Annotated in this window: 25 protein-coding genes; 17 read left to right on the top strand and 8 right to left on the bottom strand. The window is 66.0% G+C overall.

Annotated features, from left to right (window positions below; genetic code table 11):
- The first annotated feature begins 11 nt into the window (after nucleotides 1-11).
- The 8 genes from DMB80_RS21920 to DMB80_RS21885 all read left to right on the top strand — a co-directional run bounded on the left by DMB80_RS21920 (nucleotide 12) and on the right by DMB80_RS21885 (nucleotide 6,769).
- Nucleotides 12-890 (top strand): alpha/beta fold hydrolase, encoded by an 879-nt coding sequence (locus DMB80_RS21920; RefSeq protein ID WP_111511796.1) that lies wholly within the window; start codon nucleotides 12-14, stop codon nucleotides 888-890.
- Nucleotides 887-1,552 carry a cysteine hydrolase family protein gene (locus tag DMB80_RS21915; protein ID WP_111511795.1) on the top strand — a complete coding sequence of 222 codons (666 nt, stop codon included), beginning with the start codon at nucleotides 887-889 and terminating at the stop codon, nucleotides 1,550-1,552. The genes DMB80_RS21920 and DMB80_RS21915 overlap by 4 nt, the downstream gene beginning before the upstream one ends.
- Nucleotides 1,549-2,010: a nuclear transport factor 2 family protein gene (locus DMB80_RS21910; RefSeq protein WP_111511794.1), complete on the top strand. Its 462-nt coding sequence runs from the start codon at nucleotides 1,549-1,551 to the stop codon at nucleotides 2,008-2,010. Before DMB80_RS21915 ends, DMB80_RS21910 begins: the two co-directional genes overlap by 4 nt.
- A complete protein-coding gene (locus DMB80_RS21905) occupies nucleotides 2,007-2,633 on the top strand; it encodes a pyridoxamine 5'-phosphate oxidase family protein (RefSeq protein WP_111511793.1) in 627 nt (208 codons plus the stop codon). Before DMB80_RS21910 ends, DMB80_RS21905 begins: the two co-directional genes overlap by 4 nt.
- Nucleotides 2,634-2,794: 161 nt before the next feature.
- Complete coding sequence (locus DMB80_RS21900) at nucleotides 2,795-4,213, top strand: amino acid ABC transporter substrate-binding protein/permease (RefSeq protein ID WP_420812212.1); 1,419 nt, start codon at nucleotides 2,795-2,797, stop codon at nucleotides 4,211-4,213.
- Complete coding sequence (locus tag DMB80_RS21895) at nucleotides 4,210-4,980, top strand: amino acid ABC transporter ATP-binding protein (protein WP_048422912.1); 771 nt, start codon at nucleotides 4,210-4,212, stop codon at nucleotides 4,978-4,980. The genes DMB80_RS21900 and DMB80_RS21895 overlap by 4 nt, the downstream gene beginning before the upstream one ends.
- A gap of 61 nt (nucleotides 4,981-5,041) precedes the next feature.
- A complete protein-coding gene (locus DMB80_RS21890; RefSeq protein ID WP_111511791.1) occupies nucleotides 5,042-5,464 on the top strand; it encodes a nitroreductase family deazaflavin-dependent oxidoreductase in 423 nt (140 codons plus the stop codon).
- A gap of 6 nt (nucleotides 5,465-5,470) precedes the next feature.
- Complete coding sequence (locus DMB80_RS21885) at nucleotides 5,471-6,769, top strand: ClC family H(+)/Cl(-) exchange transporter (protein ID WP_111511790.1); 1,299 nt, start codon at nucleotides 5,471-5,473, stop codon at nucleotides 6,767-6,769.
- Nucleotides 6,770-6,773: 4 nt separating this feature from the next.
- Here the strand turns inward: DMB80_RS21885 and DMB80_RS28215 are convergent, their stop codons facing one another.
- Nucleotides 6,774-6,917 carry a hypothetical protein gene (locus DMB80_RS28215; RefSeq protein WP_162231998.1) on the bottom strand — a complete coding sequence of 48 codons (144 nt, stop codon included), beginning with the start codon at nucleotides 6,915-6,917 and terminating at the stop codon, nucleotides 6,774-6,776.
- Nucleotides 6,918-7,094: 177 nt separating this feature from the next.
- Here DMB80_RS28215 and DMB80_RS21880 point away from each other — a divergent pair, with 177 nt between their 5' ends.
- Nucleotides 7,095-7,529, top strand: a complete 435-nt coding sequence (locus tag DMB80_RS21880) for a hypothetical protein (protein ID WP_111511789.1) — start codon at nucleotides 7,095-7,097, stop codon at nucleotides 7,527-7,529.
- Between the two features lie 322 nt (nucleotides 7,530-7,851).
- The gene (locus tag DMB80_RS21875) at nucleotides 7,852-8,580 is read left to right on the top strand and encodes a TMEM165/GDT1 family protein (protein WP_111511788.1); all 729 of its coding nucleotides are present in this window, start codon (nucleotides 7,852-7,854) and stop codon (nucleotides 8,578-8,580) included.
- Nucleotides 8,581-8,582: 2 nt separating this feature from the next.
- Here the strand turns inward: DMB80_RS21875 and DMB80_RS21870 are convergent, their stop codons facing one another.
- The 5 genes from DMB80_RS21870 to DMB80_RS21850 all read right to left on the bottom strand — a co-directional run bounded on the left by DMB80_RS21870 (nucleotide 8,583) and on the right by DMB80_RS21850 (nucleotide 12,038).
- Nucleotides 8,583-8,831, bottom strand: coding sequence for a hypothetical protein (locus DMB80_RS21870; RefSeq protein ID WP_240431333.1), 249 nt, complete (start codon nucleotides 8,829-8,831; stop codon nucleotides 8,583-8,585).
- 98 nt (nucleotides 8,832-8,929) lie between these two features.
- On the bottom strand, nucleotides 8,930-9,235 hold the full coding sequence (locus tag DMB80_RS21865) for a hypothetical protein (protein WP_111511786.1): 306 nt from the start codon (nucleotides 9,233-9,235) through the stop codon (nucleotides 8,930-8,932).
- A gap of 164 nt (nucleotides 9,236-9,399) precedes the next feature.
- Entirely contained in the window at nucleotides 9,400-9,723 is a 324-nt protein-coding gene (locus tag DMB80_RS21860) for a hypothetical protein (RefSeq protein WP_240431332.1), read from the bottom strand.
- Between the two features lie 114 nt (nucleotides 9,724-9,837).
- Complete coding sequence (locus DMB80_RS21855; protein WP_111511785.1) at nucleotides 9,838-10,821, bottom strand: cobalamin B12-binding domain-containing protein; 984 nt, start codon at nucleotides 10,819-10,821, stop codon at nucleotides 9,838-9,840.
- Nucleotides 10,822-10,883: 62 nt separating this feature from the next.
- The gene (locus DMB80_RS21850; RefSeq protein ID WP_111511784.1) at nucleotides 10,884-12,038 is read right to left on the bottom strand and encodes a PP2C family protein-serine/threonine phosphatase; all 1,155 of its coding nucleotides are present in this window, start codon (nucleotides 12,036-12,038) and stop codon (nucleotides 10,884-10,886) included.
- 310 nt (nucleotides 12,039-12,348) lie between these two features.
- Here DMB80_RS21850 and DMB80_RS21845 point away from each other — a divergent pair, with 310 nt between their 5' ends.
- From DMB80_RS21845 to DMB80_RS21830, 4 genes are all read left to right on the top strand, one after another.
- On the top strand, nucleotides 12,349-12,687 hold the full coding sequence (locus tag DMB80_RS21845) for an STAS domain-containing protein (RefSeq protein ID WP_111511783.1): 339 nt from the start codon (nucleotides 12,349-12,351) through the stop codon (nucleotides 12,685-12,687).
- A gap of 109 nt (nucleotides 12,688-12,796) precedes the next feature.
- A complete protein-coding gene (gene mbp1, locus DMB80_RS21840; RefSeq protein ID WP_046362038.1) occupies nucleotides 12,797-13,033 on the top strand; it encodes a microaggregate-binding protein 1 in 237 nt (78 codons plus the stop codon).
- A 79-nt stretch (nucleotides 13,034-13,112) separates the two neighbouring features.
- Nucleotides 13,113-13,469, top strand: a complete 357-nt coding sequence (locus tag DMB80_RS21835; protein ID WP_240431331.1) for an STAS domain-containing protein — start codon at nucleotides 13,113-13,115, stop codon at nucleotides 13,467-13,469.
- A gap of 372 nt (nucleotides 13,470-13,841) precedes the next feature.
- Nucleotides 13,842-14,912 (top strand): YncE family protein, encoded by a 1,071-nt coding sequence (locus DMB80_RS21830; RefSeq protein ID WP_240431330.1) that lies wholly within the window; start codon nucleotides 13,842-13,844, stop codon nucleotides 14,910-14,912.
- A gap of 6 nt (nucleotides 14,913-14,918) precedes the next feature.
- On the opposite strand, the gene DMB80_RS21825 is transcribed toward DMB80_RS21830, so the two are convergent.
- The gene (locus tag DMB80_RS21825) at nucleotides 14,919-15,611 is read right to left on the bottom strand and encodes a response regulator (protein ID WP_111511781.1); all 693 of its coding nucleotides are present in this window, start codon (nucleotides 15,609-15,611) and stop codon (nucleotides 14,919-14,921) included.
- Complete coding sequence (locus DMB80_RS21820; protein ID WP_111511780.1) at nucleotides 15,608-17,170, bottom strand: sensor histidine kinase; 1,563 nt, start codon at nucleotides 17,168-17,170, stop codon at nucleotides 15,608-15,610. The genes DMB80_RS21825 and DMB80_RS21820 overlap by 4 nt, the downstream gene beginning before the upstream one ends.
- 138 nt (nucleotides 17,171-17,308) lie before the next feature.
- Between DMB80_RS21820 and DMB80_RS21815 the strand changes: the two genes are divergently transcribed.
- The 3 genes from DMB80_RS21815 (at nucleotide 17,309) to DMB80_RS21800 (ending at nucleotide 20,477) form a co-directional block, all read left to right on the top strand.
- Complete coding sequence (locus tag DMB80_RS21815; protein ID WP_240431329.1) at nucleotides 17,309-18,232, top strand: tyrosine-type recombinase/integrase; 924 nt, start codon at nucleotides 17,309-17,311, stop codon at nucleotides 18,230-18,232.
- Nucleotides 18,233-18,973: 741 nt separating this feature from the next.
- Nucleotides 18,974-19,609, top strand: coding sequence for a hypothetical protein (locus tag DMB80_RS21805; protein ID WP_162938658.1), 636 nt, complete (start codon nucleotides 18,974-18,976; stop codon nucleotides 19,607-19,609).
- 505 nt (nucleotides 19,610-20,114) lie between these two features.
- Nucleotides 20,115-20,477: a hypothetical protein gene (locus tag DMB80_RS21800; RefSeq protein WP_162938657.1), complete on the top strand. Its 363-nt coding sequence runs from the start codon at nucleotides 20,115-20,117 to the stop codon at nucleotides 20,475-20,477.
- Nucleotides 20,478-20,561: the final 84 nt, after the last annotated feature.

Below are 20,561 nucleotides of genomic sequence, written 5' to 3'. Positions count from 1 at the left end.
ACGCTGAGTAGGTGTCCGATACCACCACGCGCTACCACACCGCGACCATCGACGGGCTCGACCACTTCTATCGGGAGGCCGGCGACCCGAGCCGCCCCACTCTGCTACTGCTGCACGGGTTCCCGGCCAGCTCCCACATGTTCCGCACTCTGATCGCCGCGCTGGCCGACGAATACCACCTCGTCGCACCCGATCACATCGGCTTCGGTCAGTCGGCGATGCCATCGGTGAACCAGTTCACCTACAGCTTCGACCGGCTCACCGAGATCACCGAGAAGCTGATCGAGCACCTGGGCCTCGAGCGGTTCGCGATCTACATCCACGACTACGGCGCACCGATCGGGCTGCGCATCGCCCACGCCCGACCCGAACGCATCACCGCGATCATCAGCCAGAGCGGCAACGCCTACCTCGAGGGCTTCACCCCGTTCTGGGACCGCCTCTTCGCGCACGCGAAAGATCGCGCTGCGAACGAGGATTCGGTGCGGGAGTACTTCACCGTCGAGACCACCCGGTGGCAGTACACCCACGGGGTGCCCGCCGATCGACTCGACCGCATCGCCCCGGAGACGTGGCAGCTCGACCAGGCAGGGCTGGACCGCAAGGGCAACGACGCGATCCAGCTGCAACTCTTCTGGGACTACCAGTTCAACCTCGACGGCTACCCGGGGTTCCAGGAATACTTTCGCACCCATCAGCCGCCGCTGCTGGTCACGTGGGGGCGCAACGATCAGATCTTCGGCGCCGCGGGCGCCGAGGCGTTCCAGCGCGACCTGCCCGACGGCGAGTACCACCTGCTCGACACCGGCCACTTCGCGCTGGAGACCCACGGCGACGAGATCGCCGGCTACATCAGAGACTTTCTCGGCCGAAAGGTGAGGCAGCCGTGAACTACCCGCCGGACAGCACCGCGGTGGTCGTGATCGACCCGCAGAACGACGTGCTCAGCCCGACGGGCAAGAACTGGGAAGTGTTGCGCGACAGCGTCACCGAGAACCGGACCGTCGAGCATCTGGCCACGCTGCTCACCGCCGCACACGACGGCGGATACGGCGCGTTCGTCTCGCCGCACTACTTCTATCCCACCGACCACCGGTGGCTGTTCAACGGACCCCTGGAAACCGACGAATTGCGCACCGACACCTTCGCCCGGCGCGGGCCGCTGACCCTGGACGGATTCACCGGCTCGGGAGCGGCCTGGTTGGCCGAACTCGACCCGCTGATCCACCACCCGAACACCGTCGTGGTGAGCCCGCACAAGGTCTGGGGGCCACAGACCAACGACCTGGTCCTGCAACTGCGCAAGCGCCGGATCAGCACGGTGGTGCTGTGCGGCATGCTGGCCAACATCTGCGTGGAATCACACCTACGCGACCTGCTCGAACAGGGCTTCGAGGTCGTCGTCGTCACCGACGCCACCGCAGGTCCGCGCCATCCGGTGTTCGGCGACGGTTACCAGGCAGCACTGATCAACTACGCGTTCCTCGCCCACGAGGTCGCGACGACGAACGACGTGGTCACCGCGATGACCCGGGAAGGCGCACGACCATGACGGAATCACGGCCACCATTTCCCCCGTTCGACCTGACCACTGCTCTGCAGAAAGTCCAGGCCGCCGAGGACGCATGGAACACGTGCGACCCGCACCGGGTCAGCCTCGCCTACACCGAAGACAGCGTGTGGCGCAATCGCGACCAGTTCGTCACCGGGCGGGCGCAGATCGTCGACTTCCTCACCGCCAAATGGGAGCGCGAACACGACTACGCCCTGCGCAAGAGCCTCTGGGGATTCCGGCAGAACCGGATCGGTGTGCGGTTCCAGTACGAGTGCCGCGACGCCTCCGGTCAATGGTGGCGTAGCTACGGCAACGAACTGTGGGAGTTCGACGAACACGGCCTGATGCGCCGGCGCGAGGCGAGTATCAACGACGTCGCGATAGACGAGTCGGAACGCCGCTACTTCGGCCCGCGCCCCGAGGCCGAACACGGCCACGAGATCCCGCTGCAGTGAGCAGACACTACGCATCGATCGCGTTCACCCCGGCCGTGCGGTCGGTGCAGGACGAGCACGGGAGCGCCACGTTCTACGGACGCAAGGTGGACGCGGGCGCGGCGGCGCCCGCGCCTGACCGGCTCACCGGCGACGAGCGGGACTACCTGGCCGAGCGAGACCACTTCTACCTCGCGTCGGTGGGGGAGACGGGGTGGCCGTACGTGCAGTTCCGGGGCGGACCGCCCGGTTTCGTGAAGGTTCTCGACGACCACTCCATCGGGTGGGCCGATTTCCGCGGCAACCTGCAGTACATCAGCACCGGCAACATGGGCGGCGAGCAGCGCGTCGCGCTGATCTTCCTCGATCACGCCCACACGAGGCGCCTCAAGGTCTTCGGACGCGCCCGGATCGTGACCGCGCCGCAGGACCCCGAGCTCGTCGCATCGATGACCGATCCCACCTACGACGCGGTGGTCGAACGCGCCGTCGTCGTCGATGTCGCCGCCTACGACTGGAACTGCCCGCAGCACATCACCCCCCGCTACACGCTGGCCGAACTCGAGGGTGCGCTGGAGCCGATGCGCCGCAGACTCGCGGCGCTGGAGGCCGAGAATGCCGAGCTGCGAGCGGGGCGAACCTGACCGTGTCGACCCGATAATCAGCTCCAGCGCCCTTCGGTGGGGCTAGCGTGTTCGCGAGATCATCACCGACAGGGAGGTTCAGCATGCGAGCCGGTTGGTCGGGACCCACGGTCCCGCGCAGAGTCCCGCGCAGAGCGCGAGGGTGGGGCAGGGTCGTCTCACTGCTCGGAGTACTGCTCGTGCTCGGCGTCGGTTCGGCGCTGACAGTTCCGCAGGCACTCCCGCAGGCCCGGGCGCAGGGGCAGACCTACACGGTCGCCACCGACACCACGTTCGCGCCGTTCGAGTTCCAGGACAAACAGGGCAATTTCGTCGGCATCGACATGGACCTGATCCGGGCGATCGCCAAGGATCAGGGCTTCACCGTCGACATCAAACCGCTCGGATTCGACGCCGCGCTGCAAGCCGTGCAGGCCAACCAGGTCGACGGCGTCATCGCCGGCATGTCGATCACCGACGAACGCCGCAAGGTGTTCGACTTCTCCGACCCGTACTTCGAGTCCGGCATCCAGATGGCCGTGCTCAAGTCCAACGACGCCATCAAGTCCTACGAAGACCTCAAGGGCAAGCGGGTGGCCGTCAAGAACGGCACCCAGGGCTCGGATTTCGCGAACTCCATCAAGGACAAGTACGGCTTCCAGGTGGTCTCGTTCGCCGACTCGTCGTCGATGTTCGACGAGGTGCGCACCGGAAACTCCGACGCCGTCTTCGAGGACTACCCGGTGCTGCTGTACGGCATCGCGCAGGGCAACGGCTTCAAGACGGTCACCCCGAAAGAAGACCCGACCGGTTACGGCTTCGCCGTCAACAAGGGGGCGAACGCCGAACTGCTCAGCAAGTTCAACGCAGGCCTCAAGAACCTCAAGGCCTCCGGCGAGTACGACAAGATCATCAGTGCCTACCTCGGCGAAGAGGCCACCACAGACGACAATTCGATCCTCGGCCTGATCAAGAGCACCTTCCCGCTGCTGCTCGAAGGCCTCAAGATGACCATCATCCTGACGGTCGTCTCGATCTTCTTCGCGCTGATCCTCGGCATCATCTTCGGGTTGTTCCGAGTGTCGAGGGCCGTCTGGCTCCGCGCGATCGGCACCACGTTCGTCGACATCTTCCGCGGCACCCCGCTGCTGGTGCAGGCGTTCTTCATCTACTTCGGCATCCCGTCAGCGCTGGGCTTCCAGATGTCGGCGCTCACCGCGGGCATCATCACGCTGTCCCTGAACGCGGGCGCCTACATGACCGAAATCGTCCGCGGCGGAATCCAATCCGTGGACAAGGGGCAGATGGAGGCGGCGCGAAGCCTCGGTATCGGCTACCTGCCGACCATGCGCAAGGTGATCCTGCCGCAGGCCATCCGCACGATGATCCCGTCCTACATCAACCAGTTCGTCATCACGCTGAAGGACACCTCGATCCTGTCGGTGATCGGCATCGCCGAACTCACCCAGACGGGCCGCATCATCATCGCCGGCAACTACCAGTCGTTCAACATGTGGTTGATCATCGGCATCATCTACTTCATCGTGATCATGGCGCTCACCAAACTCTCTGACCGACTGGAGAAGAGGCTCGTGAAATGAACCAGCTCGCACCCGAAAGCGCGACCGAATCCACGGGCGCGGTGAAGATCCGCATCGACAACCTGAAGAAGTCGTTCGGTGATCTTGTGGTGCTCGACGGCATCACGACCACGGTCAAAGAGGGCGAAGTCGTCTGCGTCATCGGGCCGTCGGGCTCGGGCAAGTCGACGTTCCTGCGCTGCCTGAACAAGCTCGAGGACATCACCGACGGCACCGTGGTCATCGACGAATTCGACCTGACCGACAAGAAGATCGACCTCGACAAGGTGCGCCAGCGCATCGGCATGGTCTTCCAGCACTTCAACCTGTTCCCGCACATGACGGTGCTGGACAACGTCACGCTGGCGCCGCTGCTGACCAAGAAGATGGACAAAGCGGCCGCCGAGAAGCGGGCGATGGAGCTGCTCGGGCAGGTCGGCCTGGCCGAGAAGGCGCAGGTCAAACCCGCGACGCTCTCAGGTGGGCAGAAGCAGCGCGTCGCCATCGCCCGTGCACTGGCCATGAGCCCGTCGATCATGCTCTTCGACGAAGCCACCAGCGCGCTCGATCCGGAGATGGTCGGCGACGTGCTCGAGGTGCTGCGGACGCTGGCCGCCGAGGGGATGACCATGGTCGTCGTCACCCACGAGATGGGCTTCGCGCGGGAGGTGGCCTCGCGGGTGATCTTCATGGCCGACGGCAACATCGTCGAGGACGACACCCCCGCCCAGGTGTTCGACCATCCCAAACACCCACGGCTGCAGGATTTCCTGTCCAAAGTGCTCTGAGTGCCATGACATCTTCGTCGGTCACCGGAATATCGTCACGTCGGTGGTGTTGACTGGTGGCATGACTGAGCAACCGCAGCTGAGCCCCACCGACTGGGTTCGCGACCAGACCAAGCAGATCCTCGAGCAGGGCACCACCGAGGGCGTTCACATCATGGACCGGCCCGTCGTGCTGTTCACGACGATCGGTGCGAAGTCCGGCCAGAAGCGCTATGTGCCGCTGATGCGCGTGGAGGAGAACGGCAAGTACGCGATGGTCGCGTCCAAGGGCGGCGACCCCCAGCACCCGTCGTGGTACCACAACGTCAAGGCCAACCCGGCGGTGACGGTGCAGGACGGCACCGAGGTGCAGGAGATGACGGCGCGCGAGATCTCCGGAGACGAGCGGGAGCACTGGTGGGCGCTGGCCGTCGAGGCCTACCCGCCATATGCGGAGTACCAGACCAAGACCGACCGGCAGATCCCCGTCTTCGTCGTCGAGTAGCCGCCGGTGACCGCGCGGGGATCGCTCGTCCTCGCCGCCACCGCGACCCTTGCCGGCGTCGTCATCGGCCTGATCGGCGGCGCTTTTCGCTGGTGTCTGCAACAGGCCGAACGCCTACGTCTCGACCTGATCGAGTGGGCGCACCACCTGCCCGGCCCTGGATGGCTGATCCCGGTGGCCGCGGCTGCGCTGGGGGCGTGGCTGGCCGCGTTGATCGTGCGGCGGCAGCCGCTGGCCGCAGGCAGCGGCATCCAGCACGTCGAAGCGGTGTACCACGGCCACGCACGCCCACCGCTGATCGGATTGCTGTTCGCGAAGTTCGTCGGCGGCGTGCTGGCCCTCGGTTCCGGCCTGGTCCTCGGCCGGGAGGGCCCGACCGTCCACATGGGTGCGGCGGTGGGCGCCCAGGCCGGCAGGCACGCCCGCCTGAGTGACGCAGATGTCCGTCTCATGCAGACCGCTGTCGGCGGCGCCGGGCTGGCGGTCGCCTTCAATGCGCCGATCGCCGGTGTGCTCTTCGCAGTCGAAGAGGTCAGCAAATCGTTCCGCATGCAGCTGGTGCTCGCCACCACATTGGCCTCCGCGACCGCGGTGGGGTGCACGCGGCTGATCCTCGGCAACCACCCCGACTTCGCGGTCGAGCCGTTGGCCGCTCCGGCGCTGGGCTGGCTGCCGCTGTTCTTGATCTTCGGACTGCTCACCGGACTTCTCGGGGCCGCGTACAACGTGACGGTGCTGTGGTTCCTCGACCACGTCGCCACTGTCGTACGCATCCCGACAACGGTGAAGGCGCCCCTCATCGGCGCGCTGATCGGGCTGGCCGCGGTGCTTCTTCCGCTGTCGGTCGGCGACGGGCAGACCATCACGCAACTCGTTCTCAGCGGCCACACCCTGGCCCTGACCGCGATCGCGGGCTACCTGGCCGTGCGGTTCATCGCCGGGCCGCTGAGCTATTCGGCCGCAGTGCCCGGTGGGCTCTTCGCCCCGTTACTGGCCATCGGAGCGCTGTGGGGAGTCGGCTTCGTCACGATTCTCGACGCCATCTGGCCGCACGACCTGAGCGGGCTGGCCATTCCGATGGCGATCGTCGGGATGGCGTCCTTCTTCTCCGCCACGGTGCGCGCGCCCGTCACCGGGATGGTGATCGTCATCGAGATGACGGCGACCACCTCGGTCACTGTGCCGATGCTGGCCGCGACCGCCGCTGCGGTGATCGCCGCTCAGCTCACCGGATCGGCGCCGATCTACGACAGCCTGCGGGACCGGATGGTGCCCGAACGCGGACCTTCGGACTCGGCTGACTAGTCCGTCAGTTCTCGTCGGGGATCTGGTGGCGCGTCTGCCACCCCCCGGGGGCGTCCGCGTCGTCGTCCTGATGATCGAGCTTGTCCTGCAACTCGCGTTGTTCCTCGGTGGCCTGGGTTGCGTCCTCGGGTGTGCTGGAATCGGTCACGGTCCAATATTCTCTTTTCACCCGGCCGCCAAACACCACACACAGGCGGAATGCTGTTCTGCGGTAACGAGCTGGCTCGGCGCATCGAACGCGCCGAAGTCGATCTCATCGGGGCGGCGACTCGAGCCGCCACCCGTCGCGGGCGGACTGGCGTGCTCCGCCGATACGAACTCCCCGATGAACAAGGCGGTGGGGTTCGGCTTCGAAGGACTGCCCGCCGCCGACGTGCTCGATGACATCGAGCGGACCTTCGCCGATCACCGCGCCGGAGTCGCCGTCGAACTCTGCACACTGGCCGACCCTGGTAGCGCGCCGCTGCTGTGCGATCGCGGCTACCGACTCGTCGGATTCGAGAACGTGCTGGGGTGTGCGTTGCCGGCCGCAATCGGCTCCGCCGGAGAACCGCGCGTGGGGCGTGCCGACCCAGGTCAGAGCCAAGCGTGGGTCGACGTGATCGTCGACGGATTCGCCTACCCCGACGGTGCAGGCGCGCCCAGCCATGAGGAGTTTCCCCGGACTGTCATCGCCGACGGCACCTGGCTCTCTGTCGCAGAAGAACATGTAGCGCAAGGGGTTTCACCTCTTGTTCACTCGGGGGATCCTGGTGCATGACGCTGACGCATCCTAGAGGCGTCACTTCTGGATGCGGGTACCCGAACAATTCGACTCGATCGGTCAAACTTATTGTGCACCAGTCTCTTTCGAACGTCATGGGTTGCGGTCGCCCCGATCGGAGGGTAGCCTTACCGACAATGAAGGGGAGTAGCCCCCAATCGGATGGTCGACATACTGGCGCAACGCACGCGTTCCTGCCCGGTCATCCGAACCGGACCAAGTGATTCGGTGGGCGAGACCTTCGGCCGTGCATCGTATTTCGGTTGCCGGCCGGAGGCATGACCCGATCCGGCTGACAGCCACGACCAGAGGAGCCGTAGTGATCGCCGCCCTGCTGCTGAGTTTCGCCGTGATCTTCGTGGCCGAACTCGGCGACAAGAGCCAGTTGATGGCGATGATGTTCGCCCTGCGATACCGGTGGTGGGTGGTGCTGTCGGCGATCCTCGCGGCCACCACCGCCGTGCACATTCTCTCGGTCGCCATCGGGCACTACCTGGGTGCCGCCCTCCCCACCCACCTGCTGGGTCTGATCGCGGGCGTGATGTTCATCGTCTTCGGCCTCTGGACGCTGCGCGGTGACTCACTCACCGATCAGGAGGCCTCTCGAGCCCAGCGTGCCACCGCGCCCGCGTTCTTCGTGGTCACCTCGGCCTTCATGCTGGCCGAACTCGGTGACAAGACCATGCTCGCCACCATCACGCTGGCTGCCGACAACAACTGGCTGGGTGTGTGGATCGGCTCCACGATCGGCATGGTCGCCGCCGACGCGCTGGCCATCCTGGTAGGAGCGGTCGCCGGCAAGCACCTGCCGGAGCGGCTCATCCAGGTGGTCGCCGCAGCGCTGTTCGGGGTATTCGGCATCTTCATGGTCATCGACAACATGCTTCCCAGCCTCGCCGGCCCGGTCGGTGTCGCGATCGCGGTCGGTGTCATCGCCGCGATCGGACTCGTCCTGCGGGCCCTGCCGGAGCGCATGCGACCGTCGGTCCTGCGGCCCGCGGCGCAGCCTTCCGCAGACGAACAGCCCGTGCAGCCCACCCGCGGCTGACGTCAGATCGGCGCCACCGACCGGATCGAGATCTGGTCGGCGGCGCACATCCGGCACATCAGAGGACGAACCTTCAATCGCACGTTGGCAATTCGCAGAGCACGGCGGCACATCGGATAGGGGCATCCGCACGACAGCGTGACCCACCACTGCGCCGGGTGCGCCAGCGGACCGCAGAAGCGTCGGCACGTGCACAGGATGTCGGGCTCAAAATCCAGCTCCGCCAGCGACGGTTCCAGCAAGGTGGTCACGGCCACCAAGGCTAAAGTCCGGGTCGAGGGTTGTGCGGGAGGCGCGCGCGAGCGGTGCGGCCGGCGTCCTCGATGGTGCACCGCCCGCGCGCCACACGCTAGAGCCGAATCCAGCGGCCCAGGAACCAGAATCCCCAGCCATCGCCGTTACCTGCGCGCATCGGCTGGACCTGCTGGCCCTGGTACTGGAAGGGCTGGTGATCCTGGCGGCCCTGGTCGATGCCGCGACGCTGCCAGTCGTTGTTGTTGGCCGGAGACGCCGGCTGGCATGCCTGCGCACCCGGTCTTCCGCATTGTTGTCCGCCCGGTTGCGCAGCCGCGATGCCTGCGACCCCCGAGGCGAGGCCAGTGAAGAGCAACGCCCCAGCAACAGCCGAGGCGCCCAGGGTGCGGGTGAGGTTCATACGTCGCTCCGTTCGTCGAGTCGTGCGTGGCGGATGACCACACGAGCGACGACGCTAGGGCCGCGGCGTGGGTAGGCTCTTTGCGCAGCCTAGGTGCGCGCTTTGGATCCGGTCACGGCTCGGACACCGAACGGCCACAGTATGTTTCGTCCGATCCGGTGTCGCTATGAGCAATTCAGCGTGACCGTCACCTTGGGCTGGGGGAATGTGGTGAACACGTTGATGTCGTCACGGTTGACGGGGATGATCTGCGGCGGACTCGAGATGCTGTTCACGTTCGTGACGACGCATTCGTCCAACGGTGCGCTGCCGATGCGATTCACCCGGACATCGGCGCCCGAGGCCTTGAGCTGGTTGATGGTCGCCACGGCGTTGCCGCCGGCATTGGCGTCCGAGGTGGGCGCAGCCTGTGACGGGACTGCCAGCGCCAGCATCGCTCCCGAAGCGAGCAAGCCTGCCGTGACGGTTGTACGGATAGTCGCGGTCATCGTGAAACTCCCTGTGATGTCGGCTCTGTCGAGCGTGTCAACCGGTGACACGGTGCCCACGGCCGAACGGTTCAACGCCGGAGGGAAGCGCGACCATTCCACGCCCCCGCGCCCTCAGCAGTCGTCGGCGAAGTGGGTGTCGAGGATGGTGCGCGACAGCGGGTAATTGCGCAGTGCCGTCGATGCCGTGCCGGCGAGTTCGTCGACGACGGACGCGGCGAGTCCCCGCGTGGTGACCACGTCGGCGATCCACGCCACCGTCTCGGGAATCGGCCTGCTGTCACCTGTCAGCAGGACCGCCGAAACCGCATGCAGCAGTTGGTTGAGCGCGTCGATTGCCATGGCTTTGTCGACGGCATTCAGACGCCCGCCGGCGGTCACCGACCAGGATGCGGCGAGCTCGTCGACGATCGCGCGGTGATCGTGTTCGAGGTCGGCCTGCTCAGCCGCGGCCCGGGGCGGCAACGGTGAGACCGGCGGAACCACCGGAGGGAGGCTCGCGACAGCAGTCAGCGCCCCGTGCGCGTCGGCCGCCCACGCGGTCGCACCCAGCGCCTTGGCGCGCACGTCGTCAGAGCCGAACGCAGGACCACCCACCACGATCGGTGTCCCCGCGGCGGTGCTGGCCTCGATGAACCGCCTCGTGGCGGGCAGTGAGCCCAGCACCGAACAGCTGACGGCCACCGCCTCGGGCCCGTAGTCCTGCAGATACTGGTTCAGCCGCACCGGCGAGGTGGCCGCACCCATCAGGATGCTGTCCCACCCGTCGCTGCGCAGCGTGCAGTCGATGATCATCGCGGGCAACGCATGCCACTCCCGCTCCGCACAGGCCACCAGAACTCGACCGCGCGTCGGCGCGACCGAGCGCACATGACGGCTCACCGCCTTGGTCGCGGCCACCGCCATCGCGGTCGCGGCGTGCTCTTCGGCGATGGTCCACTCGCCCCGCTGCCACCGCTCCCCGTTGTCGCGCTGCACCGCGGCGATGACGTCGGTCAACACGGTCACCGGGTCGAGACCGTCAGCCAGCAGGCGGTCGATCAGCGACTGCACGGCGCCGGCGTCACGTGCGGCGACCGCGTCCCGATATCGCAGCATCCGATCGTGTTGATCGTCGTCGCTTGACGACGACGGAGGAGGAGTCGAGCCATCGGATCCAGTCAGCGCGGACACGTCACTGCCAGCAGAGCGATGTCGTCGTGGGGTCGGCCGTCGACGTACTCGACAACCTGCTGTTCCACCGCTTCGCACACCACGTCGGGCGATGCGCCCGCGTATGCGGGCAGCAGACCGAGCAACCGGTCGACGCCGAACAGGCCCTGCGCGCCGTGCGCCTCGTCGACGCCGTCGGTGAACATCAGCATGGTGTCGCCGCGATCGAGCCGCACCGTGATGGTGCGGTACTCGACGTCGGGAATCATCCCGCACGCGGTTCCGAACACCTCGAGTTGCTCCACGTGGCCGTCGCTGCGGATGACCAGGGGCGCCTGATGGCCCGCGGTGGCCAGGTCGACGTCGACGTGCGAGCCGGACTCGGCGATGTGCAATCCGACGCACAGCACCGTGACGAACTGCTCGGGCCGCGTCTCGTACAGCACGCTGTTCAGCGCACGCAGCAGCATCGCCGGCCGGCGGTCGAAATAGGCGGCCATGCGGACGCTCTGCCGGGTACGCCCGGTGAGAGCAGCTGCTTCGACGCCCTTGCCGCTGACGTCGCCGAGCGTGATCAGCCAGTCCCGGTCGGAGCCGAGCACGTCGTAGAAGTCGCCGCCGATGTCGATGTGTTCTGCCGCGGGACGGTAGCGCGCCGCCAGATCTAAGTGCTCGATGTCGGGCAGCGACGGTGGCCGCAGCGCTCTGCTGAGCACGCTCGCGATCTGCGTGCGCTCCTCGTAGAGCCGCGCGGAATCGAGCGCGATGGCGGCACGGGCGGCGAGATGACCGGCGAACGTGGTGTCGTCCGCGTCGAACGCTCCGCGGCGAGCGAGCAGCAGCGCTCCCAAGGTGGCGCCGCGCGCGTTGAGCCCGACGACCAGAAGATCCGTCAACCCCAGCGCGGCGACCTCGGCGCGCAAGGCAGGATGTGGGAGCAGCCCGGTGAGAGACGGATCGGCGGCGATGTCCGAGGTGACATCGGTGTTCCCGGTGCGCAGCACCCGGTCCAGACGGCTGCCGGCGATCGAGGTCTGCGAGATCGTCGCGGTGAATCCCACCGACTCGCCGCCCTGGAGGAGAAGCCCGCCGCTGCGCGCGTCCGGCATCGCCAGCATGGCCCAATCCGCGAGCTCGGGTTTGAGCAGCGTCAGGAGCCGCATCGCGGTGCGTCTGGGGTGCAACGAGCCGGCGAGGCCGAGTTCGACCTCTTCAGCCAGTTGTGTGCGCGTGCGGACGGAGCACCTCCGATTTCAGCCATGTGCCCGCGAGATGTGCCAACGTCAGGCGTGCTCCACGGTAGTCGCCGCCGGCGGGGATGCACGCAGGTCGGCCGATCCGGTCCACGCGCCCGCACAGGCACTCCGATAGCCTGTAGCCGGTTGTCGGCACCGACAACGCGTCGAGCAGGTTCAGACTGCAGCCTCGTGACATCAGCGCCCCCGCAGGGCGAAGAGAGAAGAGGCATCGCGCGTGCAGCAATTCAGCGAACACCAGGTCGACGGCGTTGTCGTGATCGCGGCGTCCGGTGCTGTCGACATGCTGTCCGCTCCCGAGCTCCAGAACGTGATGAGTGCAGCGGCCGACCGTCATCCCGCGGGCCTGATCCTGGACATGACCGAGGTGGACTTCCTCGGCACGGCCGGCATGGAAGTGCTGATGACAACCCGCAAGCAGCTCGGCGAGAACACGCGTTTCGCGGTGGTGGCCGACGGTCCCGCCACCAGCAGGCCGATGACGATCATGGGGTTGGCCGACTACATCGAACTGTTCTCGTCATTGGACGTTGCGCTCAGCGACTTCGCTGGTTGAATGTTTGACATTCCCGGGGACCAGGGAACAGACGCATCGCTGAGCGGCCGAGCCGCTCCTCGGAGCGGAACGATCCGTCCGGGCACAACACTGAAGAGGGAGCGCTCCCGTGGGTGACAACAATTCTGGTCCCGAAGAAGCCGTCAAGGGTGTCGTCGAGGGCATCAAGGGCAAGGCCAAAGAGGTCGCCGGCGTCGTAACCGGCCGCGACGATCTGCAGGAGGAAGGCGAAGCCCAGCAGGACAAGGCCGACGCTCAGCGCGAAGCAGCCCAGAAAGAGGCCGAAGCCGAGAAGGCGCGCGCCGAAGCCAAGGCCAACGAGGCCCGTCAGAAGGCTGCGGAGTAACAGCCCATGTCGCAGTGATGTCCGTGCCATGACCGTCACGTCCATTCGGAGCAGGTCATCAGACTGCCGAAGCTTCTCTGTGGCTTCGACAGAGCTGACTGTTGCGACTCGGACGCGCGGTCGTGGTCGGGCGAAAGAAGCGACGGTCGCGGTCGCCGGTGAGGTGGACGCGGCCAACGCCAAGCATTTCGCGCATGCGATCCGAGAAGCCGCCGGTGTGTGCCGGGCGGTGGTCGTCGACCTCACCGCAGTGCCGTTCATGGCCTTCGACGGCGCGTCCGCGCTGTATGCGATCAGCGCACATTTCTCGCGCGAGGACGTTGAGTGGTGCGTGGTCGGGAGCCCGGCGGTGGCCCGGGTGTTGCAGTTGTGTGACCCCGAAGGCCTGATTCCCCGGGCCGACGTGCCCATCCTCCGCGGAGCCGAACCGGCCTGAGCGCCGTTGCGCTGTCCACCGCGAACAATTTGCTGCCGTGTCCCGATGTGATCTGGCACTCACTTCGCGGCTGGACTCTAAGAAACCCTGAGTGCGCCGACTTGGTCACAGTCGTTGACAGCGGTTGCGGATCACCGATGCCGTGCTGTTCATCGGCTGTTTGCTCGTTGCCATCGCAACGTAACGAATTGATAACCAAGAGAAGTCTAAGTATGTGTTGAGAGTTTCTCCGCGCTCGTTCGCGCAGGTGACCTTTGGCACCTCTGACCTTGATTTTTGGTCGATACACTCGATTCAGATCCGCGCCCGCGAGGGTTGCTGACAGACGTAATCGGACCCGGGAGACGTCGTCCCGGGGGAGGTGAGACTGCAATGGCCAGATTTGCGATGCCCACGTGGATGCCGGTGCGCAAGCACACGGATGTGTCCGACGAGACCCCTGTGGCCGACGTGGCTGTCGAGGAATCCGACTCGAGCGCTGTGCGCCGCCTGAGGGTTGGCCGTGGACCGGTCGGCGACATCGCCGCCGGCCCTCGCGCGATTGCTGTCGCGAACCCGGCCGACGACACCCTCACTCTGCTCGACCCCCACACGCTCGACGAGCGAGCCGTGCTCGGTCTCGATGGCGAGCCGACAGGTGTCGTCGTCAGTGACGACCGCGCCTACGTCAGCGTCACCTCGGCGCAGCAGGACGCGGTGGTCGTCGTCGACGTGGAGACTGCCGGCGTGACGGCAACGTTCCCCGTCGCCTCGGGGATCACCGCACTGGCGGTCGGACCCGACGGCAAGCGGCTCTACGCCGGCCGCGCTTCGGGCGACCGCGTCGAGGTGACCGTCATCGACGTCACCGCGGAGCGCGCCGGAACCATCGACATCGGAAAGGGTCCGGCGGCCAACATCGACGCCCTGGCGCTCGACCCCCGCGGCAGGCGCCTGCTGGTCGCCGTCACCGACGACCGCGGCAGCCAGCTCGTCATCGTGGACGCGGAGACCGCGCGCGTGCAGCGGGTCGTGCCCGTCGGCTCGCCGCTGCGCGATCTGGCCTGTGCCGGCGACACCGTGTACGCCCTGACCTCCGATCGAACGATCGGTGGTGCAGTGCACGTCATCGACCTGGCCACCGCGCGGGTGACCGGCACGATCACCGTCGGTGGAGCGCCGACCCAGCTGTCACTCAGTCGCGATGAGGCACGTGTCTACGTCGTCGACTACGACCGTGTCCACGTCGTGGACGCGACGCGTCTCGAGGTCGTCGACGCCCTGACGACGCCGGCCCGGCCGTCGTGCGTGGCGCACAGCGCCGACGGTGGCGAGCTGTTCCTCGCGGACTACGCCGGTGGGCTGAGCGTGCACGCCGTCGAATCCACGATCGGCATGCTCTACTCGCAGTTCCTCGCGACCGAACCGTTCGCGCTCAGCGTGCGCCAGCCCGTCGGCGTCTGAGCCGCGTCAGCGCCACTGGTAGCGAGTTTTCGGCCGGCCCGCCTTCCCGTAGTCGGTTTCACGACGCAACGTGCCCTCGTCGGCCAGGCGTTCGAGGTAGCGCCACGCCGTCACCCGGGACACCCCGATCTGTTTGGCGACGGCGTCCGCGGTGACGCCCGCATCACCGGAATCGCGTACCGCGCGGGCGATCTCGTCGTTCGTGCCGGGGGCGATGCCCTTGGGTGCAGCGGTCCGGTCGGGTCCGATCCTCAGCTCGGACAGTGCCCGATCGACTTCGGCCTGGCTGGCGGCGTCCGTGCCCGCGGGCAGTGCCTGGCGGTAGCGCGCATACCGCTCCAGTCGATCGCGGAACGCCGCGAAGGTGAACGGTTTGAGCAGATAGGCGAGAGCGCCGTGACCGACCGCGGCCCGCACCATCTCGAGGTCGCGCTCCGAGGTGATCGTGATGATGTCGGGGGCGGGGCGCAGCCCCGAGAGTGCCGATGCCAGCGCGATGCCGTTCGCGTCGGGTAGCCCGATGTCGAGCAGCACCAGATCGATCGCGGCGCCGTCGGCTGCCGCCTCGGAGGCGGCCCGCATCGCATCCCGCGCCGTGTGCGCCACCGCTGCCACCGAAAACCCATGCAGGCGGCCAAGATACGCCTGATGCGCCTCGGCGATCAGCGGCTCGTCCTCGACGATCAGCACCCGGATCACAGCGCGTTCACCTCCACCGTGACCACCGACCCGTACGTCACGTCGGCGCGCAACGATCCGCCGTGCTTCTGGACGACCTGAGCCACCAGCGCCAGCCCGAGGCCGTGCTGCTCGGCGTCGCTGCCCGTCTTGGTCGAGTATCCCCGCCGCATGGCCTTGTCAAAGGTGTTGGTGTCCATACCTTCTCCACTGTCGGCCACCCGGATCAGCAACCGGTCATCGCTCTGATTGACCGTGACCTCGACCCACGGATCGGATTTGTCGCAGGCATCCATCGCGTTGTCGATCAGGTTGCCCAGCACCGTGACCATCTCCGAACCACTGAGCAGATGCCCGTCCCCGGCAGGCAGATACGTGTCCTCGGTGATCGTCAGCTCGATTCCCCGCTCATCGGCCTGGGCGGTCTTGCCGAGGAGCAGTGCCACCAGCGCCGGTTCTCCCACCGCGCCCGACAGACGATCGACGAGGTGCTGCGACAACTCCAACTCGGCGGTCGCGAATCGGACCGCCTCGTCGGACCGACCCATCTCGACCATCGTGACGATGGTGTGCAACGTGTTGGCCGCCTCGTGCGCCTGCGCGCGCAGAGAATCGGTCAGCACCTTCAGGGAGTTCAACTCGCCCAGCGCACCCTGCAATTCGGTGCGGTCACGGATCGTCACCACCTCCGACGAGCGCGCGGCCGAAGCCACCGGGGAACGATTCACCACCAGCACGCGATCGTCGGTGACATGGACCTCGTCCCGGGCACCCGGCGCGAACGACTGCAGGAACTCCGGCAGATCCGTTCGGTTCACCGACCCCTCCGGCAAGGACAGCAGCCGTCGCGCCTCGTCATTGACCAGCGCCACGCCGTCGCGGTCTAGCACGATGAGACCCTCGGACACCGAATGCAGGATCGCGTCGTGGTGGTCGTACATCACCCGCAGCTCCTCGGGCCGCAGCCCACGGGTCTGGCGCAGCAGCCGGCGGCGAATACCCCAGACGCCGACGAGTGACACCGCGAGCGCCCCGACGCCCACCGCCGCGATCACCGGCCATTGAGATCGCCACCGTTCGGCCAGGCTCTTCTGCAGGATGCCGGCGGCGACAAGACCGACGATGCGGCCCGACCCGTCGCGCACCGGCGCGACCGCGCGGATCGACGGACCCAACGTGCCGGTGTAGGTCTCGCTGAACGTCTCACCCTGCAGCGCGGGCTCGATGGTGCCCAGGTACTTGCCGCCGATCTGAGACGGATCCGTGTGGGTGAACCGGGTGCGGTCAGGGGCCATGATCGTGATGAACGCGATGTCGGTGTGGGTGCGCACCAGCTCCGTCATCGGTTGCAGCACCTCGGTGGCGCGGCCTGATTCGATGGCCGACGCCGTCGAGGGGGCGTCGGCCAGCGAGGTGGCGATGCCGAGCACCTGATCGCGGGCCGCCGCGTCACCGTCCTGACGGGCGTCGATCAGCGCCAGAATGCTGCCCGCCGCCACGATCAGCGCGATCACCAGCACCTGCAGGGCGATCGCCTGGCCGGCCAGGGACCGCGGCCAAGCGGTGCGGATCGATCGCATCGTGTACGCACCCTCCCTGAACGAAATGAACTATTTACTTAACCGCACCCTATGCACCATCTCAGGCGCTACCTGCGCATTCACACCACGTGCTCCTCACGGTGGCGAGGTACACCGCTGCTGGTTTAACGTAACGGCGTGGCTACAGCAAACGAAAAGTACCCCCGCGCGCGGGGGAATATTGTTGACCTGCAGGAGAGTTGGATGCTTTCACTGCGAGCTGAGCGAAAGTCGTTGGCAACTATTGAGCAGTACGGTATCGGTCTGCGTCTATTCATTCGGTGGTGCGATCAGAACGGCCATAGCCCAGATATCAGCCGAACGCTTGTGAGACTGTTCATCGATCATCTCCTGGCAACAGGTAGCTCTCCAAGCACGGCTCAGCTGCGGCTCCAGGCGTTGAAGAGGTTCGCAGCATGGCTGGTCGATGAGGGTGAGGTCGACGAGAACCCGTTGCTTGGGATGAAGCCCCCCAAGGTCGATGTGAAGATCGTGGACAACCTGACAGACGATGATCTCCGCCTGCTCCTTAGGGCGTGCCAGGGTCCGAGTTTCCGCGACCGGCGCGATGAGGCGGTCGTCCGGCTTCTGATCGAGACGGGTATGCGAGCGGGTGAGCTTCTCAACTTGACCGTCGACGACGTCGATCTGCGGCGCGGGTTAGTAGCGATACACAGGAGCAAGACCGGTCGGGGCCGAGTAGTCCCGTTCGGACCGCAAACTGGCCAAGCGTTGGACCGTTACCTGCGGCTACGACGTAGGCATCGCCTTGCCCACACCACGACCCTCTGGCTCGGCGACAACTCGCGCGGCACGATTGCGTATCACGGCATGCGTGACGCCATCCTGAACCGTGCAGAATCGGCGGGCCTGCGGAACTTTCGGCTTCATAGGCTGCGTCACACTGCGGCCTCTCGTTGGCTGCGCGAAGGTGGCAGCGAGAACGGCGCGCTGGCTGTGTTGGGCTGGAGTTCTCGCCAAATGTTGGACCGGTACGTTGCCGCCACAGCGAGTGAGCGTGCGGCCGACGAGGCTAGGTCGCTAAACCTGGGCGACCTTTGAGTACCACCGCGCGCTGAGATACGTTGTCGGATCGAGCAATACACGCTATGTAGCAGCGTCGTCTGCTTTGAAGCGTTGTAGGCTTGCAACTACGGGCCCGAGACGAGTACTCGGGCAGCTCGCAAGGGACGACTCCTTCCGAGCGCGCGGCCGCAACACGCGCCCCTCTTACAGGGAGCGCAATTTTGGACGGCAAAAACATTCCTTCGCCGCGTAACAAGCCGGGTTTGACCAGGAGCGAGGCGCAGTTGGCTGGTTCCGTGGGTGGTCACCGAAGTTGGGCCCGCACGGCCGACCGCACTGAGAGGACGTCACGACCCCGTGCAGCCTTTATGGCGAGGTTCGAGGCTGAGGTCGACCCAACAGGGGAACTGGCACCCGAGGAACGCGCGCGACGTGCGGCCAATGCGCGCTCGGCGTACTTCCGACAACTCGCGCTGAGATCGGCCCGCGCACGGCGGCTGCGCCGGGAGCGGGGTAGCGCCGGATGACCTTAAAAACATCGCCGCCCCGCCAGGACCAGGGACGGGGCGCGCGACTTCTGCGGGTAGCAGGACAACGCGAGTTTACCGCCGGCCACCGACATGCACGACGGCTGACGCGGGGATGTGGCTGATGCCGCGCGGTAGTTCGATGTTCCCGGCCGAGCTCTTCAATGATGAGGGCTTCCGAGCGCTATCGGCACGTGCTCAGCGGCTCTTGATCTGGATATGGCTACATCCAGATTTGAACGGTGCAGGCGTGATCGCCATTCAAAACCGCGAGTGGGCAGCAGCGACGAAAGACCTCTCCGAAAGAGACATAGAGGCTGACGCGCGCGAACTCCGCTCTCAGGGCTGGGTCGACTTCGACAGCGGTCAGCTATGGGTGAGGCCGTTCATGAAGCTCGATGGCGTCATGCGCAGTCCGAGCGGCTACGTGTCCGCTGCGCGAGCGGTCAAGACGGTCCGGTCAAGGCAGCTGCGACAGTCAGTGTGGACGATGTTTGAGACCTTCCCGAAACCGGTTGCTCCCGTGCCGTACGACGCAGACGACAGCAAGAAGGTCAAGCGCGCTCAAGGGCTCAATGAGGCCGTCGAGCGGGCCTTCGCCGAACTTCAACAGAGCATCTCAACTCCTGGCGTTCGTGAGTCTTTGATCCCCCATGGGATGGGGCATCCCGTACCCCATCGGATGGGGTCAGTTGGTGTTGATGCTGATGATGACGTTGGCGGCGGTAGCAGTTCACCGACCAACGGCAGACAAAACCAGGCAAAGAGCACGAAGACTTCTTTCGACAGTTCGGGCGAAGGGTGCAGCCACTGCGGGAGCCTCGATCACGATTCCTGGGGTCCGGGGTGCGCGGCCTCGATAGACAAAATGGGTTGCAACGCATGACACTTCATCGTCCCGCCGCGCCTCGGTGTCTGGTGTGCGAGGAGCCGTTGATGTGCGGGCAGGGCGCCGTTCACTTCAGTTGTCGCGCGATGTGCGCCCGTTGTCACCGACGCCCGGCTTCTTCGCCCGAAGAACTTCTGTGCGCCGACTGCGAAACTCGGAGGTTGCGCAATGTCAGGTGAGCGTGGAGTGGCGGCGCTGGTGTGCATCCGTGCTTCAGGGAACGCCTCAGATTCGATTACCTGGTGGGGGACGCTTATGGAAGCGGTTGAGGCTGAGCATGAGGTCGCGCGCTATGGGTGCGGCAAGGGCTGCGATGGTTCGCACTCAATCATCTTTCGGGATCGTGGGGGGCGACTGCGCAGCATTACGCCGCCGGTAGAAACCAACGAAGATCAGCCGCCAACTTAGTCGCAGCGGGGAGCGCATGGCCGCCGTTAAGCCACGCAACCCCGCCACCGAGCCACCGCCACCACGACCGATACAGCGCGAAATGAAGCGTTAAGTGAAAGGGAGAAAAAAAGTGATTCCAAGTTTGTCTTTGCTTAACGATGACGACCTGTGTGGCCTCCAGGCATGGGCCGAACCAATCGCTCGTATGGAGCGCCACGACGCGGTGGCCGCGTGGGGGCGTCAGGCATGGATGGCGTCCGTGGACGAGAGCCGACGGCGGACCGATGGTGGCGCGGTGACACCCTTTCCAGGCTTCAGCGATTTGACGTCGACCGAGTTGCAGTTTCTTGCTGCTGTCGTCGCCGGCACTCGTGAGGCAGGCTCTGACTTCTTGCGCGCCTTCGTAGACGAGCTCAGCGATGACCTGATCGCCGAGCTGGTGAGTCGTGCCGGTTCTTGCCAGGGGGGTGGCTAAGAGCCGAAACACCCCCGTGTGCAGCGCTTCTCATTTGTCAGACCGCAGTGCTAGGCTCGCTGCAACGACAATCTGTCGCTAAGC

Origin of the sequence: Mycobacterium kyogaense, from assembly GCF_003254575.1 — a bacterium.
GTDB lineage: Bacteria > Actinomycetota > Actinomycetes > Mycobacteriales > Mycobacteriaceae > Mycobacterium > Mycobacterium kyogaense.
Note: the sequence above shows the minus strand (reverse complement) of the source record. Positions and strands in the feature narration are given on the sequence as shown.